This is a genomic window from Microcoleus sp. S13_B4 (assembly GCF_036700885.1).
GTDB lineage: Bacteria > Cyanobacteriota > Cyanobacteriia > Cyanobacteriales > Microcoleaceae > Microcoleus.
This window is the reverse complement of the sequence record NZ_JAUBPU010000001.1, coordinates 351,196-368,021: the sequence shown is the minus strand read 5'-3', so window position 1 is coordinate 368,021 and position 16,826 is coordinate 351,196. Positions and strand designations below refer to the sequence as shown.

Here is a 16,826-nt window from a genome sequence, read left to right as displayed (position 1 = left end):
TACCGTTGGGTGGGAACAGGTTGTTGAGATTGTTTTTTTCAGGCGATTATGGTGGGTGAAACCCGCCCTTACGAGCGCACAAATTATACGATCGCGAATCAACGAGACAGGATATTAAAGAACTCGATAATTCATCCGTGTATCCGTGTCAAATTCCGTGTCGTGCCTTCTTCCTTACCCTAAAAAGAAATAATCAAGTAACCGTTTAGGAACTTAGCACCAGTAACAGACTTTCCAGTCAGCGCCGGAGGCAGCAAAATATTGCGCCGCTGATCGCCCGCTTCGATAGTCACTTCCGGCCCGGATTGAATCAATTTAATTTCTTTCTTGTCAAACCCAGGCAAAAACAAACTAACTTGACGCTGTGCAATGTTTATGTTAATCGGTTTAGGAGCTTTTGCCGCCTGAGAAAAATCTGGCAAAGCATCAATTAGCGGCTGCCAATTATTGTCACTGTGCGCCGGAACCGAAACAGCCGTCAAAGGCTCAAAATCGGCAGTAATAGCTTCTGTAACCGATGCTTGATTAACAATGACACCGCCCACAGTCAAACCAACTTGTTGAGAACTTCCCCAAAGATAGCGGGCAGTTGCCATCGCACTTGCATCTCCAGTCGTCACCAAAAAAGCCGCCGTGCGGTTCGGATCTGCCAGCGCTTCCTTACCCTTATCCAAAAGATTATCGACTTGCTTAGTAGATTGAAAAGCATTGTCTCCCGACAAATCGACAGTCAACACCGTACTGACAACCGGTTGAATAAAAGGTGAAAGCGCTTTCCCCAAATCCGAATCTACCAAAGCTTGACGGAACCTGCGGATGTACCAACTCAGAATTTCCGGCATTCCCAGCATCCGCAGCGTATCCATGCCGCCATTGCCGTCATAAACGATCACATCGTATTGTTTGCTGTCCTCGTATTCCCGAAGTTCGTTCAACGCCAGGGCGCTGTCCATTCCCGGCAACACCCCTAATTCTTGACCGTAAATCTGCTTGAAAAACGGAGTGCGGACATATTGAGCTTCTAGTTGTTTAACTTCGTCCCACCTGCGTTCTAGCAGCGGCGCGCTTTGCACCTGAACTGCTTTGAGGTTGGGGGCGATTTCCTGGGGGCTGAGAGTCAGGGGAGTTCCTAGCAGGATGCCCAATGCAGGGCCCGGATCTTGGCCAAGCAGCAGAACTCGCTTGCCTTGAGCCGCGTATTTTTTAGCTGTTGCGATCGCGATCGTACTGCGGCCAGTGCCGCCTTTGCCCAAAAATGTCAAAATCAAAGCCATTTTCTGTTCTCACTGCCAAAGCTTACTCTTTAACATTTAAGCGCAACCTTCAGCCAGAGTGGGGAGGGGGGAGAGTGGAGGAAGAGGAGAGTCGGTGAGTGGGAGAGTGGGAGAGGGGAAGAATTGGGAAAATTTCTCCTCTTCCTTCTTCCATCGGACTGACATCCGTTACATCCGTTACATCCGTTACATCCGTTACAGAATCCGTTGCCGAACTTCCTTCTTCCTTCTACATCTGTTAAACGGGTTCTAGCTCATCTTCAAAGAACCAAGTCGCAAAACCGTCAAACTTGACAACCACGCCTACTCCGCTACCGTCAACCATTCTGAATCCGTCAACAGTGCCTACGGGATTCTCCTTTATCTTGCCCACTATATTTGCAGGTATCCGATCTCTGAGACGGCGCACCTTCACTCTCTGACCTACTTCTATTGCCACGGAAATTGTTCTCCTGCTCTATATAACCTATATACAACCGTTTATTTTACAGTTTGGCGTCTACTTCGGAACAGTAACACCAGCAGGCGATCGCTCCCTATGATTTTCCATCGAAATTTCTACCAACTTTTCCTAAAAAAAGTTATTCTAGCCGGAGTTGGTTGATCGTCTACCCTGATTCGCTTGGGTTTGCTTCATAAGGTTTCACCGTCGCCAGATCCACTGGCAGAGGCTGTTCACCACTTAGATAATTATTTTTTATTGCTTCGCAAAAAGAAGTTTTTTATTAATTTCCACAACTACAGGATTTCTCCTCAATTAGTCATCCTTCAGGCAGAAGCCAAAAGGCCTTCAAAAGCAGTAATTAATTTTATCTTTGCTATATATAAATCTGCCCTCTCTGACGTTGATAGCGGCGAAATTTCATGCTGCAAAGGACTTTGAGTCTGGTTGGCCAAATTTCCCGAAGGTCAGATTTTAGTAAAGTGCCATGTTGTAACAGTTTACTAAAATCTGACAATAAAAAGAAGGTTTAATGCTAAGCTCCCATGCTGAAAAAGTTAATTTTTGCTGATTTTTTACGGCATAAAAAATGGAACGATTTCCGGATGTATGCCGTCTGATAGAGGAAATGAAGTGGAGGAACTTCAATATGACAAAAGTGAAATTATGAATAAAATTTTTACGTGCGGGCGATCGACCAAAATTCCGCTCCTAAGTTTGTCCTTGGCTATGCTGGCGAGTCTGTCGCCCTTTCGTGGGACGATCGCCAGTCCGCCCTCTCCATCCCCCAAACAGCCGTCGAACGCTACTAAAATTGTCTTGGTCGATAGACTCCCAGCATTGCCTACCGCCTCCAAATCTCCCAAAAATCCGGCAACAGTGGCAGCGAATTCATCCCCAGCAGAGACGATAAAGGCTCAGGGAACAGCGGGTGGACGATCGCTCGAAATAGAAGAAATTCGCGGTACAGTCAGCTTTAAAGGGCGACCAGCGGTCGTGGGCGATCGGCTACTCGCCCCCGGAGACGAAATCATCACCGGCCCCGATTCCACAGCCCGTTTAGGCATCGACAACAACACCGGCATCGTGGAAGTTGCCGAAAAAACCACAGTCAGAATATCCAGTTTGTCAAACAGTGCAGGTGGCCAAAAAGACACAGCGATTTTTGTCAGCAGGGGACGAGTCAGGTTGTCGATCGGCAAAACTGCTGCGGCAACTCCCGCAGCAAACACCTCAACAATTATCCCGTCGAACCAAATAGTCGCCCTCAATACCTTCAGCGGACTCGGCAAATCCAGTCAAATTGCCCAACAAAAAAAATCTGCCAAAACCGCCCCAGTCAGGGTTGAAACCCCAGAAGGCGTTGCCGGAGTCCGGGGAACCTCCTTTGGCGTCAGCGTCGGTGGCGGTAAAACCGCAGTCGAAACTATTGAAGGTGCAGTCGTAGTATCCGACAGCGCCGACTCCGAAGTAGTTGTCAACAGCGGCAACTCCACGACAATTTTCCCTCAAACCTCGCCCGTGGCGCCCTCAGCGAGCCCTCGCCTAGCTCAACTCAAAGTCCGCAGTTTGTTGAGAGTCAGCGGCAATATCTATCGCCTCAGCGCTCAAATTAACCCGATCGACACAGTTTATGTCAACAACGAAGAGATTAAGAGCGATCGAAATGGCAACTTCAAAATCCAAGGAATTTTACCTCCAAGCCGCCGCCTCCAAATCGTAGTGCGAGGGCCGTCAGTCACAGAACGGCATTACAGCTTCGCAGTTCGCTAAACAACCTATCGTCGCGAGTAATGTACGCGGGAAGTCTCTGAGGACGTGAGTTAGATCATAAGTCCTATCAGGGTTGATTATTTTGTGTAGGTGCGAAGCATTTCGCGGTGACTCTCGGTAGTCAAAATAAAGAAATTTTGCGCCAACCCTTCGCCCTTACGGTATTGTAAAACTTCATGACTCCCACTCCTCTCGAAGTTCGGACTCGAATGTCAATTATTGCGGCAAATTAATTGCATGAAGTTCAAAGAATGGATTGATCATCTCAAACACACTCAACTGATCGGCTTCCGGCAACATATAAGCACAAATCCTCCCTGGATGACAGGGGTAGTAGTAGGTATGATGTCTGTATTTATGCTGCAAGTGGGAATGTGGAAACCCCTGGAATATTTGGGATACAAAACGCTATTTCAAATTAGAGAATCGGGTATATTACCAAATCCCGGATGGGATGAGAGAATTGCGGTAATTGCGATCGAACGGCATTCCTTGCAAGAATACGGTCAATTTCCTTGGCCCCGCAACCGCTATACCGAACTGCTAGAAGCACTGAAAAAATCTCCCCCTACAGCAGTTGGTTTTGACATTCTTTTCCTCGATCCGAGTCCGAAAGATGATATTTTAGCCGCTGCAATCGCCGCCAACGGCAAAGTTGTACTCGCTGGAACCACCAAAGAAGAACCCGTAGCATCTTTAAAAGCAGCCGCAGGTGTCGGCCACATCGGGCAAGAAGCCGATAGCGACGGTATTACCCGCGAGTCAAAAATCTTTCTCAACGGGATTCCTAATTTCGGTTTAGCAATGACTCACAGGTACAATGCTGCTAATCCCCAAGATCCAGTATTGCTTCCACAGTCAAAAAATAAGCAGGAAAAAAAAGTTTGGATTAACTGGCCGGGGAAAACAGAAAATCTACCTACCTATGCTTTTGTTGATGTCGTAGAAGGTAGAATTCCCGCAGATGCTCTGACTAATAAGTTAGTTTTAGTGGGCATAGTTGCTACGGGTTTCGACCCGATATCTTCACCTCTAAACAAGACTACGGCTGGGGTTTATTTATATGCAGCGTTGGTTGACAATTTGCTCAATCAACGCTTGCTGCAGCGGCTGCCGGTACTGGTGGAAATTTTGTTATTGTTGGGGACTGGCCCGCTTACCGCTTTGGTTCTGGGCAAGCGAGGTGTTAAAGAGAGAATTGCGATCGCTCTCGGTTTGCCTGTTGTTTGGATTGCGGCTGCTGCTTTGCTATTTGGCTTCTTTTTTTGGTGGGTTCCGATTGCCGCACCTATCGGCACTCTCATTTTATCTAGCACGGCTTTGCAACTGCGGGAACAGTACGAAAAGCAGCAGTTGATGAGGTTATTTGAAAAGCACGTCGCTCCGGAGACAGCTCAGCTTATTTGGGAACGCAAAGCTGAGATATTTGAACAGGGAGAACTCGAACCTCAAGAACTTACAGCAACGGTGCTGTTTATGGATATTCGTAGTTTTACTTCGATTTCAGAAAAAATGCGACCGCGGGATTTGCTCACCTGGTTGAACAATTATTTGGAAGCGATGACCAACTGTATTATGGATCACGGCGGCGTTGTAGATAAATACATCGGTGATGCAATTATGGCAGTTTTTGGGGTGCCTTTTTGCCATACCGAATATCGACAAATCCAACAAGATGCTTTGAATGCAGTTGCGGCTTGCATTGCGATGCACGAACGGCTGCACCAACTTAATCAGCAGCTTAGAAGTGAACGCAAACCTTTAATTAAGTTTGGCATCGGTTTGCATACCGGACAGTTAGTTGCTGGCAGCGTGGGCGGTTCCCGGCGTTTGAATTATTCTGTGATCGGCGATGCAGTCAACGTTGCTGCTAGATTGGAGGCGATGAATAAGGAAATTGTTTCTGACAGTCCTTTTAATTTGTTGGTAACGGCGAGGACTTTTGCTTATGTGCGCGATCGCTACGAAGGCCAAAAAGTAGGCTCGATTCAATTGCGCGGCAAAAAAGAACTGACTGTGGTTTATGCTATTTTGGGCGAAAAGCATTAGTTATTAGTTGTGATATTATGTCGAGTGATTAGGCTCAATTACTAATTCCTAATTTCCTGTTTTCCCCCAATATTTCGGGGCAATTCAATAGGGAACGCAACGGCAATCTGCTCTAATCAAATACACTCAGCCGCAAAGTTTTAGCTATCTTTTCTAACAGAAATAAGCCACCGATAGAATTTCCGTCTTTATCCAAGGGCGGACTGTAAAAGCCGATCGCACCTTGACCCGGAATTACCGAAAGCATTGCCCCGCTAACTCCAGACTTGGCAGGCAGTCCCACCCGCAGCGCAAAGCGGCCCGATGCTTCATACAAACCGCAAGTTGCCATCAGTGCTTTGACTGTACGGCAGTTTTCCCAGATTGCTTCGCCACTATTTACCAAAACCATCCCCAGCTTAGCTAAATCCTCCACAGTTCCCGACAAACAGCAGACGCGATTGTAGGTTTCTAAAGCAATTCCCGAGTTTTGAAGATAACCCGATTCTACCATTTTCAAGGCGAGATTCCAATTATTTTGATTCGGATTTGTCGTCACTGAATCGAGCATTAACTCGTCAACAAATAACTGACTGTTTGCCTGTTGATTCAGCCAATCGAGCAAGTTTTGACAGCGCGACACAGCATTTTGACCGGGCATCAAAGACGCTAGGGCGATCGCCCCGCTATTAATCATCGGATTTCTCGGCTTCCCTTGGTCTATTTCGAGTTGAGCTAAGGAATTGAAAGGCAGTTCCGAAGGCTCGCAGCCAACGCAGTCAAATACCGCTTTTTCGCCCAATTCGCACAGCAAATAAAGCAGGACGAAGGGCTTGATTACACTCATCAGCGGGAATGTTTGAGCAATACTACCCCAACTCAAAATTTGACCGTCAATTGCCCGAATTTGCACGGCAAACCTTTGTCTGTCTGCTTGTGCAAGGAGAGGTATGTAGGTAGGAATTTGACCGAATTTACTGCGATTTATTGCCTCTTTTGCCCAAACTTGCAGTTGTTCCGGTTGCAGGCAAGATAGTTTGCTGGTGGATATTTTCACGCTCGATTATTTAGATTATTTAAAGTTTTAGATTGGCATTCCTGGGGCGATGTTGAGCCGGAAACCCGGTTTATTAACCGAATTGCATCACTTGAACCCGCTGCGGGAAGAAACTGGGTTTCTTCGGGGAGATAAACCAAGCTCGAACTTCAGGCTATTGACGTTTCGGCCCGCCGGGAGCAAATAAATTTTTCATAAAAAACCTGTACTTTGCATAAAAATCTCCCCTTCACCCCGATATATAAGTAGCAGCTTCAAGGCAACGCTGCTAGCCCAAACAAACAAGCACTAGCTTGAAATGCCTTCAGGTTCTTATGTTTAAGCCCCAGCAAGGGGCGGGGTGCATATTTAAGTTAATTCTTTCAGAGTTCGCAAAATCCTGTCCGGAAAACCCCCGAACCTTTAAGAATGTACTATCCAACCGGATCTACCAAAACCAGGATAAAAAAATGGCAGATGAAGCGAAAGCAGAAGCACCAAAACCCGCTCCCATGATTTTTAAGGGTGTGTGCAAGGACGGAGTTCTCAAAGGCAAAGAAATTGAAGGCAAACTAGATATCAAAGTTAACGTCGAATCTGTCACAACCCCAGAAGCACCGCCCAAAAAATCCGAGTGGGAGCCAGTTATCTTTTGGGTATTGTTTGCATTCATGGCAAACTTGATTGTCGGCGACCCCGCCGGAATGCGAAAATACAGCTCCCCACAAAGGTCTTCTTCTCATCAGATGTTAAACCAATCTGGGGAGCAGTCGCTGTTGCCTAAGAAAAACACCAGCAACTTGCCACTTTAGGTCCTGGGAGCCTGCCAGCCGCGCAAATAGTAATAGAAAGACCCGAAATATTCATCGAATACTCGCGTCGTAGTTACCAAAGCTTCTGCACTAGGCAAAAAATCTCCCGCGTCTAAGCGGAGTCTACTGGATCTCCCTCCAGAAGTGGGTTGAAAAGTGTAGAAGTCGGTAGCCCTAGGAATCACCTGGATTCCCATATTCGCAAAAGCGAGGCTGGCACGGCGCATCTGAATCGCAGATGTTACCAGGATTACTTTGCGCGCGGCGCCACGGCTGTCGAGTATCTTTCTCACCTCTTCAGCGCTGGTGCGTATGTTGCTGCCGTTATCGTCGAGAACGATACTGCTGCGCGGCACGCCCATGTTGTTTGCCAGCAAAGTCTCGATATCCTTAGCTTCGCCAACATAACCCTCCAACTCGGGTCTGGGGCCAGCGGTAACGATGACCATCGGTGCGAGTTGTTTTCTGTACAAAACGGCAGCATAGGGCAGGCGATTGCCTGTATCTGTCAGTTGAATCGCTACTCGGTTGGGAATGTGAGGTTGAGTGGTTCCCTTGCCCAGGAGGACGATCGCCGCTGCGGTTTCGTCGCAGCAAACTGTACGGACGGCTGCGGCGGCGTCCCGTTCTGCTTGCTCGGCGAACCAGTAAGCGACAACTGGCATACTCGAAAGGATCAAAACTAGCAGCGCTGCCAGGATCATTCTCGGCGCCGGGTTGCGGATGCCCCCGTTCGTGATCAGCGCCGATGCAATCACCAGCAGCGTGATGGAAAAACCCAGCGGCTTAAAGAAGAAGGCTATGAGCCCGAAAATCGCTGCTCCGACCGGGGTGTCTGGTGCAAAAAAAGCTAGGATCAAAAGGCTGATCAGCAGCAAAACGCGCAGCCGATCTAATAATGGATTGTCTTTACCTCCTGATTGATCCCACCACGATTTGATCAGTGAGAACAGGAGGAATAGAAATAGAATGCGAGCTAACAGTTCTGGCATCTTGCAATATTCTGTGTCTTCATAAATTAGTACAGAAGTTTTGGAAACGAGCGCTAATTTAACTGCGGTAGGAAATACGGGCATCGGTGGGTTTTTAACTTTCGCGAATAACGCAGTCCGATCGCATTTATCCTAATGCTCGCTTCCTGTCAGCTATAAACCATTGGTTGCAGGGTGAAACCCGCTACTTCCAGTCACAGATTGCTGACAGTTAATTGGTAATTGATAACTGGTAATGGTTGATTGATAATTGGTAATGAATCGAGCACGCCGCAGGTGAAATTGGCAATTCAACTCTGCTTTCTGCTGCCTGCTTTTTTTCCCCATTACCTGTTACCCATTCACCAATCCCAATTTATCGGCGCTTCAGTTGATTCCGAATTGCCTGCGTTACCGTTTGAATTACTTTAACACGAGCATAATACTTGTTATCGGCCGCAATTAGCGTCCAGGGAGCAGCCGGCGTGCTGGTGCGCTGAATCATTTGATTCACCGCTACTTCATAATAATTCCACTTTTCCCGATTCCGCCAATCTTCGTCGGTGAGTTTGTATTGTTTAAATGAATTGTTTTGTCGCTCTGTAAACCGCTTTAGTTGCTCGTCAGGACTGATGTGCAGCCAGAATTTAACTAAGACACAACCGAAACTGGTGAGTTGCTCCTCAAATTCATTGATTTCCTGATAAGCTCGGCGCCATTCGGGTTCGGTGGCAAATCCTTCGACTCGCTCGACCAGCACTCTACCATACCAACTACGATCGCAAATGCTGATTTTACCGGCAGTTGGCAGCCGCTGCCAGAACCGCCACAGGTAGTGGTGCGCTTTTTCTTCATTTGTCGGGGCCGCAAAGGCATTAACAGTGTAACTGCGGGGGTCTAATACGTCCGTCAAGCGTTTGATTGCTCCTCCTTTACCGGCGGCGTCCCAACCTTCAAACAGCACTAACACGGGGATTTCCTCTTCGTAGATGCTTTGTTGCAGTTTGCCAAAACGGGTTTGTTCTTCGCGAAGTTGCTGTTTGTATTCGTCGGGCGACAGCGATTGAGTTAAATCTACTTGGGCGAGCAAGTCTGGTTCAGTAGGTTGTAAGTGTTCTTGATGCGGCACTTCCACGGGTGCAGATTGCGTCGGCAGTCTGTCTAAGGCTTCTGTAATTGTCGCTGCCATTTGCGTTAAAACTTTGACTCTCGCCCACCGCTGACAGTCGCCTTCTACTAGCGTCCAAGGTGCGGAGCCCGTGCCGGTTTGGGCTACCATTTCTTCTGCCAAAGTTGTGTATTCTTCGTATTTTTTGGCTTGTTTCCAGTCTTCTGGCCGCACTCGCCAAGCTTGTAAGGTGTCGTCTTCTAGTTTTTTGAGCCGATGCTTGAGTTCTTTTTTGCTGAGGTGAATCCAAAATTTGGCAATTGCGGCGCCGTCATCTACCATCTGCCGCTCGAAGGCGTTGATTTGCCTGATGGCTGTCGGTACTTCTGCGTCGGAGAGTCGATCGAACAACCGATCTTCTAAAACATGAGTGTACCAACTGTGGTAGAAAAAACCAATTTTGCCGCGGGCGGGGAGTTTCTGCCAAAACCGCCATAGGAAAGGATAGCCCATTTCTGCATCTGACGGTGGCCAAATCGGGTGTACCGCAAACCCGCGCGGGTCCATGTACCCCACCATTTTTTTGACCAGCGCGCCTTTGCCGGCGGCGGCCCAACCTTCGAGTACGATGATTGCGGGCAGTTTTTTTTCCCAGCAAGCCTGTTGGAGCGATCGCAACTGTTTCATTAAAACTTCTATCTTTGCCTCGTAGGTTTCTTTATCGAGGGAGATATCTAAATCGAGGTTGTCGAGCATATTTACCTCATATAAATCTGAGAAAACTGTTTAACGTTAGTTTAACGTTTGGATAAAATTAAATCCTCAAGTCCGGGAAAAACGTTATAAAAATTACAGTTACGGCTGGTTAAAAGCCGGAGCGCTCCTGCAATCAAATGCCCGCCTCGTTAATACTAGCAAGATTCCCTCAATTTCAAACTTGCCAAAAATAACGGCTCAGGTTATAGTTGAAATAGGTAACTTTTAAATAAGTTCAACTTCTCCCCTCCTCCGATCGGGCGAGTTAACAGGAGGAGGCAAAAATCCCTGAAAAAGGATTTAGTGTAAAAGAGAGCAAAAGTAAAAATTAACTACCCGGTGGGGGTGACAACTTCTTTACTTAGCTGTAGAAACTTTATTCAAACAATAGTTACTTAAGCACCAAGCTTGGTAACGAAAGAGAGCGCGACTCATCGACATCCAGCCATAAACTCACATACAAAACTCGCCCAAAAGGGCAAACCAATTTTTATGATTGCGCTATAAGATAAAACCTGAAAGCCTGGGTGATATAAACAGGTTTCTGAGTTTTATCGACACCACAATAAATCTGCATTACATCCGCGTTTATCCGCGTTCATCTGCGGTTAATCATCAAAAACTCGGATTTTTGTTAGAAATTTACTGTACTTGTTTGCCAATACCAATTAAAAGGAACAGTCCGAAGTTACGGATTGCAAGTTTTCTATGAATATCTTGACAACACGCTCGTACAAGGGCGAAACTGACTGGTGCGCGATCGCAAATTTGATCGATGCTTGCGAAGCAGTGGATAGACTCGGCGAAGAAGTCTCAGCAACTGAACTCAAGCTAATACTTGATGGACCAAAACTCGACCAAGCCCGCGACGTACAGTTGTGGGAAGATGGTAATTACAAACTAATCGGTTTGTCACTCCTAGATATGCCAGATTCGCCAGAGGAAATAGACGCTTGTCTGTGGTTTTACGTGCATCCAAATGTCCGTAGCGAAGGTTTAGAAAAAGACATAATTAAGTGGGGAGAAAAGCGGCTGCGCGAAGTGGGGAAAGAACGGAATTTGCCCGCGAAATTGCGTACCTACAGCCGGGAGGATAAAACAGATGAAATCCTGCTGTTAGAAAAACAGGGCTTTGAGGTCGAGCGCTATTTTCTCACAATGGCCCGATCCCTCGCGGAACCGATTCCCACGCCCGAATTCCCCGCAGATTTTGCGCTGACACACGTATCAGGAGAACAAGACATCCAACCTTGGGTAGAGATGTTCAACCAGTCATTTATCGATCACTGGAATCACCACGATTTAACTGCGGAAACCGTGCGCTACTGGATGCAAGACGCCAATTATCAGCCGGAATTAGACTTGATTGCTGTTTCGGGCGATCGTAAATTTGCAGCTTTCTGCGACTGTCAAATCAAAGCCCAAAAAAACGCCCGCGGCGACACAAAAGACGGTTGGATTGAATTGTTAGGTACGCGGCGCGACTTTCGGAAAATGGGTTTAGGGAAAGCGATGCTGCTGGCGGGTTTGCATAAGTTGAAAGCAGCGGGTGCAAATACTGCTAAACTCAGCGTTGATGCTGACAGTTTGACGGGGGCGACAAAGCTTTACAAATCAGTGGGTTTCCGCCCGATGGAAACTTGGATCGAGTGGGCAAAAGCCGTGTAATATCAAATCTGGTTAGATATCACATCTTGCACCATTAGCAATAAGTTTTTCAAGAATAGGCAAAATGCCTGTTCCACAATAAACTTAATGTTTTGTGGAACAGGCATCTTGCCTGTTCGCAAGAAGCGAGACCGTCGCACTGTGTCATTGTTCGCTTTGTTTGGTTACTTCGACATAAATATGTTCTAACCGCACCGGATACCGAGCGATTGAGTCAATAGAAATCCCGTCGAACAGCAAAATAATCTCTTTTAATTCTAAACGTTCCGGCAGCCAAAAAGCTAAATCGCTACCGTAGCGGCGGGGGATAAAACTGTATTGTTTAGCGCGGGCGATAACTTCAGCTTCTTCGTCGGTTTTTACCACGATAATTTCTTGAGCCGGAATCAGTTTTTGCAACTCCTCCAAGCTGCCCTCAGCGACAATACGGCCATTTTTCAGAATCCCGATTTTCTGACAAAGACGCTCAGCTTCATCCAACAAGTGAGTTGTCAGCAGAATTGTAATTCCTTCCGATTGCAAGCGCTGAATTAACTGCCAAATTTCATAGCGGGCCTCAATATCTAAACCAGTTGTCGGTTCGTCTAAAATTACTAATTTAGGTTGGTGTACCAATGCTACAGCAATATTCAATCGGCGCTGCATTCCTCCGCTTAAAGTTTCTACAGGACTTTTGGCTCTATCTGTCAAATTGACTGCTTTTAAACATTGCTCTACTTGATAGCGTCTCTGCTTCCGCTCTAAGCCGTAAATTTGAGCAAAAAAATTGAGGTTTTCTTCGCAAGTCAAGCTTTTATAAAGCAAATTTTCTTGGGGCGCTACCCCTATTAACAATTTAGTAGCTTCGGAAACAGGTTCACCATTGATAGAAACTTTGCCGCTGTCGGCATTTAGCAAATTACATAAAATATTGATAGTTGTCGTTTTGCCCGCCCCGTTTGGCCCGAGCAAACCGTAAATTTCTCCAGCTTGAATGTGCAGTGTTAAATCTCGAAGCACTGAACGTTCGCCGTAAGACTTATTTAGCTTTTCTATTTGCAGCACTGCTTTAATTCTCCGTATAATTTTATATATTTACGGTTGTTTATGAACGATTAAACCGCAGAGAGCGCGGAGTCTCCAGAAGAGAGAGATATGAATAATTACGACATAATGAGATAGTTTTAAAGTCTTCTTTCTACTCTCAACATCCGCCGATAAGACAGCCATCCGGCTACTATCATTAAAACAGCAAAGATGCACAAAAATCCGAAGTGTTCTGCAATATCAGCCAAATCTTTGCCGTCAGCCCACACGCCCATCAGCGCTTCGTTCATGTGATAAATTGGATTGTACTGTGCGAGATCCAGCAGACTTTTGGGAAACAGCGAAGTCGGCAAAAATGCGCCTCCTAAAATCAACAAAGGAACGCCGAAAGCTGCTACTAGGGAGTTGACATCTTCAGTGCGCCTCGCAAACTGGGTGCCGAGAATAAAGCCTACACCTACATAAGATACAATACTGAGTAAAATAATCGCACATCCTAGCAGAATAGAGCCTTGGAATTGTGCTCCTAAAAAAGAGGCGATCGTGTATACTAAAATTACCTGACCGATGCCGATGCAACTGTGGGCCAGGAAAATTCCTAAAAAGTAAGAAGTGCCGCTCAGGGGGGAAATAAACAACCGTTTTAGGGTATGCTGTTCTCGCTCTGCTACTACTGTTGCTACGCTGCCGCCGAGACAGCTAAAAAATAAAGCCGCTCCTACTAAGCTTGCAGGGGCGGCAGTTTCAAAAGCTTTTGCTGTTGTCAGTTGCGCGCGTTCTGCTAAAATTAAGGCGTTAATAATCAAGATAGAAATCGGAAATATCGCCCAAAAAATTAAACTGCGTCTTCGTCTTCCCAATTCTATTAAAATTCGCTGCGCTACAGCGAGGGTTTCGTACCAGTATTTCATCTTAAGTTTGTTAGCATTGTTGTTGTCTGGAATCAAAAATTAAAGTTAATAGTTTATGATACAGTCATGAAATAAGCTTGTCAAATAACTGTTTAAAATGTACACCCTTGAATTAACTTTAATAAAGGGGTGAAAAACCAAATAAGGCAACGGAGGAAACGGGTAAAATCAACCGGATTGGATGATGAAATTACCCTCGCCAGCAACCGAGGACATGGCGCCGTGCCCATGGGTGACAACTTAACGTCAAAGCCAATCACAGACTGCTGTTTGAGTATTCAAGGTTAGATCTCCCTGGCGCCCCCCTTAAGAAGGGGGGGACAAGAGTCTTGTCAAAGTCCCCCTTCTTAAGGGGGATTTAGGGGGATCTAGACTTAGCTACAAGCGAGACTTATCAATGGTTTAAGTCTTAAGTTGTCACCAATGGGCAATACCGTTTCCCTACCCCAAAATAATCAATAATTCTTACTTAATCGTAAAGTTCTTACCTCTGTAGCATCCTTGAAAAGAAGTTAAACTGGTGCGGTTTATCTGTTCCAATTTAGTCACGAGGGAAGAAGTATTGCTACTTTCAGGGGTAGCATTCCACTTGTAGATAAAGTCGCCGAGATAGTCTCCGGTTTCTTCGTAGCTATGCTCTTCAATTGGAATTCCCGAAACTCCTGAAACAGTTTGGTTTTGGTATCCGTTAACGATGATTTTTTCGATAACTGCGCCCGGTTCTACAGTGACATTCCAGTTAACCGGTTCGTAGGCTGAAAGTGCGAGAATTATTGGCTTGTTTCGGCGTTCTACTTTGACTTCGATCGCACTTTTAGATAAATCTCGGTTCTTGTGATCCGCATTGGCTTCGTAAACGCCTATTACGTGAAGTTCTTTATTTCCGCTTGAAGAACCGACATGAGCTGAAAAATCATCGGAACCGCCAAACCCGCAGTTAGCTGCAGAACTAATTGGGGAAATAAAAGTGGTTTTTTCGGCTAGTTTCTGCTGCACCGCCGGCACTACCCAGACTCCAGTTCCAATTCCCAAAGCACCTATCAAAGCGGCCGCGACACCGAAAGGAATGGCATTGGTTAAATGGCGAAAAGGGGGCTTTGCTGTTAGTTGAGATAGCGTTTGCTGCCAAGTTTCACCCGTTTGTCGATCGGCATTGCCACCATCGAGACACGCCAATAAACCTAAACTTTCCGGCTGTTCGAGCAGACTTTGAACAGTTTTCCCTTCCCCGACGTAGAGATTTCTAGTTTCGGTGTCTAAAAGCAGCCAGTAGCGATCGCCCTCGCCGAGGTTGTACTCTTGTAGCGCAGGATCGACTAAATCGTGCTGCAAAAACACCAGCCAAGCCATATTATTGCCAGTGCCGACTGTTTTGCCGTCGCTGGAAATAAGTTGGTCGATGTCTGGCTCCCAGCGCCAAGCTACCCAGCGACTATCTCCTCGATAGCCGAGAGATTTTTCTAGTTGCGGGTGAGCGGTTATTTCTAAGCGTTGAACTAAGTTTGACACTAGATGTCCTCCTCAAGTGCGATCGGGTCTAGAGCAATTTTGTTGAAATTTAAAACAAATATTTTGCTCATGAAGAGCCTCCGAATAATCGGGTTAATTTTGTCTCGCTAATGTTATCAGTCGGTACTTTCTCAACCACACTGGCTTAACAAAAATATGCCTGTTTAATGGTTTAGCTTGAGAACTTGGAGCTGGCGAGCACCCGTCTGGTAATAACTTTAACCTTTGCTGATAACTAATCCTGTTACGGATTAAAGCTAGCTATCTATCACTGCTTCTAGCTGGTTGTCCAGTTGTGAAACAGTGATTGGCTCCTAGCCTCTACAAGTTCTTAGCTTAACTTTTATTTCGCTACTCTGCTACAAAATATGCCGATCGTACCTGACATCAATATTACCCAGGCAAATAAATATTCCGGCTTTCTCGCGGGTGAACAATCCCTGAAAAAGAGACGGTTTCAGAGAAACCCGGTTTCTGTGATGAAAGTTCTGACACTTCCCCGATTACTGGCGGGGGCCATCAATCGCATCTCTAGTCGGTGCAACACCTCCAGGGCCAAAGGAACTCGGCGGCACTCTCGGAAGATTGAGATTGGGATTGGGAACTAAATCGCCGTTGCTGTCGCCAGCAGTTCCACCCGTGGGAGACGCACTATTATTGGGAGTGGTATAAGGCGCACTTCCCGGATTGAGATTATTCTGATTGGTATTCGGCGAAGTTCCCGGATTGGCATTATTCGGAGTAATATAGGGCGAACTTCCCGGATTGAGATTATTGGGATTGGTACTCGGTGAACTTCCCGGATTGGCATTATTGGGAGTACCTGCGGGCGAAGTTCCGGGATTCTGATTATTCTGATTGGTATTGGGCGAAGTTCCCGGATTCTGATTATTCTGATTGGTATTGGGCGAAGTTCCCGGATTCTGATTATTCTGATTGGTATTGGGCGAAGTTCCCGGATTCTGATTATTCTGATTGTTGGGATTTGCCGTGCCTGTTGGAGTAGTTATCGGCGTGCCGGAAGCATCTCTGGTGATGGCGTTGGGGTTCGGGGGAGCAGGCGGAGCACCTCCATTGGGGTTATTTGCAGGAGCATTGGCGGGGTTGCCCGCAACCGGAGCAGTGTTTTTGGGAGCAGCATTGCTGCCACACAAGCTGACTAAATCAAAAGTTGTGCCGCCTCGAGTTTCGATGAAGCAAACCGGCACATTTACTTCGGGGTTGGAGGCTCTGGGAAAATCGGCTGTTCCCGGCATGGGACGGCTAAAGGCAGCTTCCGCCATCAGTGGGGTCAAGGCCGCCGATAGAGCGGCGATTGTTCGCAATAATCTCATCAGCGTTTCCTCAAAGGTTGAAGTTCATTTTCTCCAGTATTGCCTATAAATTGGCAAGTGTCCTCACTCTAAAAGCCGATCGATCTTTTTGACAACTGCTTCTACAGGGCCACCGCTGGCTAAAACATCTCGCGCAGACAGAAAGGACAGGTAGAAAAAGCCGATAAGCTAATCCGCC

At 46.6% G+C, this 16,826-nt stretch carries 13 protein-coding genes; 4 read left to right on the top strand and 9 right to left on the bottom strand.

Going from position 1 to position 16,826, the window contains the following annotated elements; translation table 11 throughout:
• Nucleotides 1–179: 179 nt before the first annotated feature.
• The gene (locus QT994_RS01470; RefSeq protein ID WP_333171142.1) at nucleotides 180–1,274 is read right to left on the bottom strand and encodes a Get3/ArsA fold putative tail anchor-mediating ATPase NosAFP; all 1,095 of its coding nucleotides are present in this window, start codon (nucleotides 1,272–1,274) and stop codon (nucleotides 180–182) included.
• Between the two features lie 238 nt (nucleotides 1,275–1,512).
• The gene (gene petP, locus QT994_RS01465; protein WP_172186826.1) at nucleotides 1,513–1,713 is read right to left on the bottom strand and encodes a cytochrome b6f subunit PetP; all 201 of its coding nucleotides are present in this window, start codon (nucleotides 1,711–1,713) and stop codon (nucleotides 1,513–1,515) included.
• Nucleotides 1,714–2,382: 669 nt separating this feature from the next.
• Here petP and QT994_RS01460 point away from each other — a divergent pair.
• Together QT994_RS01460 and QT994_RS01455 are read left to right on the top strand one after the other, a co-directional pair.
• Nucleotides 2,383–3,489, top strand: coding sequence for a FecR family protein (locus QT994_RS01460; RefSeq protein ID WP_333171140.1), 1,107 nt, complete (start codon nucleotides 2,383–2,385; stop codon nucleotides 3,487–3,489).
• Between the two features lie 237 nt (nucleotides 3,490–3,726).
• Entirely contained in the window at nucleotides 3,727–5,538 is a 1,812-nt protein-coding gene (locus QT994_RS01455; RefSeq protein WP_333171138.1) for an adenylate/guanylate cyclase domain-containing protein, read from the top strand.
• Nucleotides 5,539–5,650: 112 nt separating this feature from the next.
• Here the strand turns inward: QT994_RS01455 and glsA are convergent, their stop codons facing one another.
• Nucleotides 5,651–6,574: a glutaminase A gene (gene glsA, locus QT994_RS01450; protein WP_333171136.1), complete on the bottom strand. Its 924-nt coding sequence runs from the start codon at nucleotides 6,572–6,574 to the stop codon at nucleotides 5,651–5,653.
• 449 nt (nucleotides 6,575–7,023) lie between these two features.
• On the opposite strand from glsA, the gene QT994_RS01445 reads away from it, so the two are divergent.
• Nucleotides 7,024–7,365 (top strand): hypothetical protein, encoded by a 342-nt coding sequence (locus tag QT994_RS01445; RefSeq protein ID WP_333046661.1) that lies wholly within the window; start codon nucleotides 7,024–7,026, stop codon nucleotides 7,363–7,365.
• On the opposite strand, the gene QT994_RS01440 is transcribed toward QT994_RS01445, so the two are convergent.
• Nucleotides 7,362–8,441 (bottom strand): YdcF family protein, encoded by a 1,080-nt coding sequence (locus QT994_RS01440; RefSeq protein ID WP_333046660.1) that lies wholly within the window; start codon nucleotides 8,439–8,441, stop codon nucleotides 7,362–7,364. The genes QT994_RS01445 and QT994_RS01440 overlap by 4 nt on opposite strands.
• Nucleotides 8,442–8,712: 271 nt before the next feature.
• Nucleotides 8,713–10,200 (bottom strand): polyphosphate:AMP phosphotransferase, encoded by a 1,488-nt coding sequence (pap, locus tag QT994_RS01435; protein WP_333171133.1) that lies wholly within the window; start codon nucleotides 10,198–10,200, stop codon nucleotides 8,713–8,715.
• A 708-nt stretch (nucleotides 10,201–10,908) separates the two neighbouring features.
• On the opposite strand from pap, the gene QT994_RS01430 reads away from it, so the two are divergent.
• A complete protein-coding gene (locus QT994_RS01430) occupies nucleotides 10,909–11,868 on the top strand; it encodes a GNAT family N-acetyltransferase (RefSeq protein WP_333171130.1) in 960 nt (319 codons plus the stop codon).
• A 144-nt stretch (nucleotides 11,869–12,012) separates the two neighbouring features.
• Here QT994_RS01430 and QT994_RS01425 read toward each other — a convergent pair whose 3' ends face one another.
• From QT994_RS01425 to QT994_RS01410, 4 genes are all read right to left on the bottom strand, one after another.
• Nucleotides 12,013–12,912, bottom strand: a complete 900-nt coding sequence (locus QT994_RS01425) for an ABC transporter ATP-binding protein (RefSeq protein WP_333171127.1) — start codon at nucleotides 12,910–12,912, stop codon at nucleotides 12,013–12,015.
• A gap of 119 nt (nucleotides 12,913–13,031) precedes the next feature.
• On the bottom strand, nucleotides 13,032–13,805 hold the full coding sequence (locus QT994_RS01420; RefSeq protein WP_333171124.1) for an ABC transporter permease: 774 nt from the start codon (nucleotides 13,803–13,805) through the stop codon (nucleotides 13,032–13,034).
• 465 nt (nucleotides 13,806–14,270) lie between these two features.
• A complete protein-coding gene (locus QT994_RS01415; protein ID WP_333171122.1) occupies nucleotides 14,271–15,314 on the bottom strand; it encodes a hypothetical protein in 1,044 nt (347 codons plus the stop codon).
• A gap of 503 nt (nucleotides 15,315–15,817) precedes the next feature.
• A complete protein-coding gene (locus QT994_RS01410; protein WP_333171119.1) occupies nucleotides 15,818–16,648 on the bottom strand; it encodes a hypothetical protein in 831 nt (276 codons plus the stop codon).
• Between the last annotated feature and the right edge of the window lie 178 nt (nucleotides 16,649–16,826).

Excerpts from the sequence above, each read along its gene's own strand:
- QT994_RS01470 (WP_333171142.1), bottom strand. The coding sequence starts at position 1,274 with ATGGCTTTGATTTTGACATTTTTGGGCAAAGGCGGCACTGGCCGCAGT.
- QT994_RS01460 (WP_333171140.1), top strand. The coding sequence starts at position 2,383 with ATGAATAAAATTTTTACGTGCGGGCGATCGACCAAAATTCCGCTCCTA.
- QT994_RS01455 (WP_333171138.1), top strand. The coding sequence starts at position 3,727 with ATGAAGTTCAAAGAATGGATTGATCATCTCAAACACACTCAACTGATC.
- QT994_RS01445 (WP_333046661.1), top strand. The coding sequence starts at position 7,024 with ATGGCAGATGAAGCGAAAGCAGAAGCACCAAAACCCGCTCCCATGATT.
- QT994_RS01440 (WP_333046660.1), bottom strand. The coding sequence starts at position 8,441 with ATGCCCGTATTTCCTACCGCAGTTAAATTAGCGCTCGTTTCCAAAACT.
- pap (WP_333171133.1), bottom strand. The coding sequence starts at position 10,200 with ATGCTCGACAACCTCGATTTAGATATCTCCCTCGATAAAGAAACCTAC.
- QT994_RS01430 (WP_333171130.1), top strand. The coding sequence starts at position 10,909 with ATGAATATCTTGACAACACGCTCGTACAAGGGCGAAACTGACTGGTGC.
- QT994_RS01420 (WP_333171124.1), bottom strand. The coding sequence starts at position 13,805 with ATGAAATACTGGTACGAAACCCTCGCTGTAGCGCAGCGAATTTTAATA.
- QT994_RS01410 (WP_333171119.1), bottom strand. The coding sequence starts at position 16,648 with ATGAGATTATTGCGAACAATCGCCGCTCTATCGGCGGCCTTGACCCCA.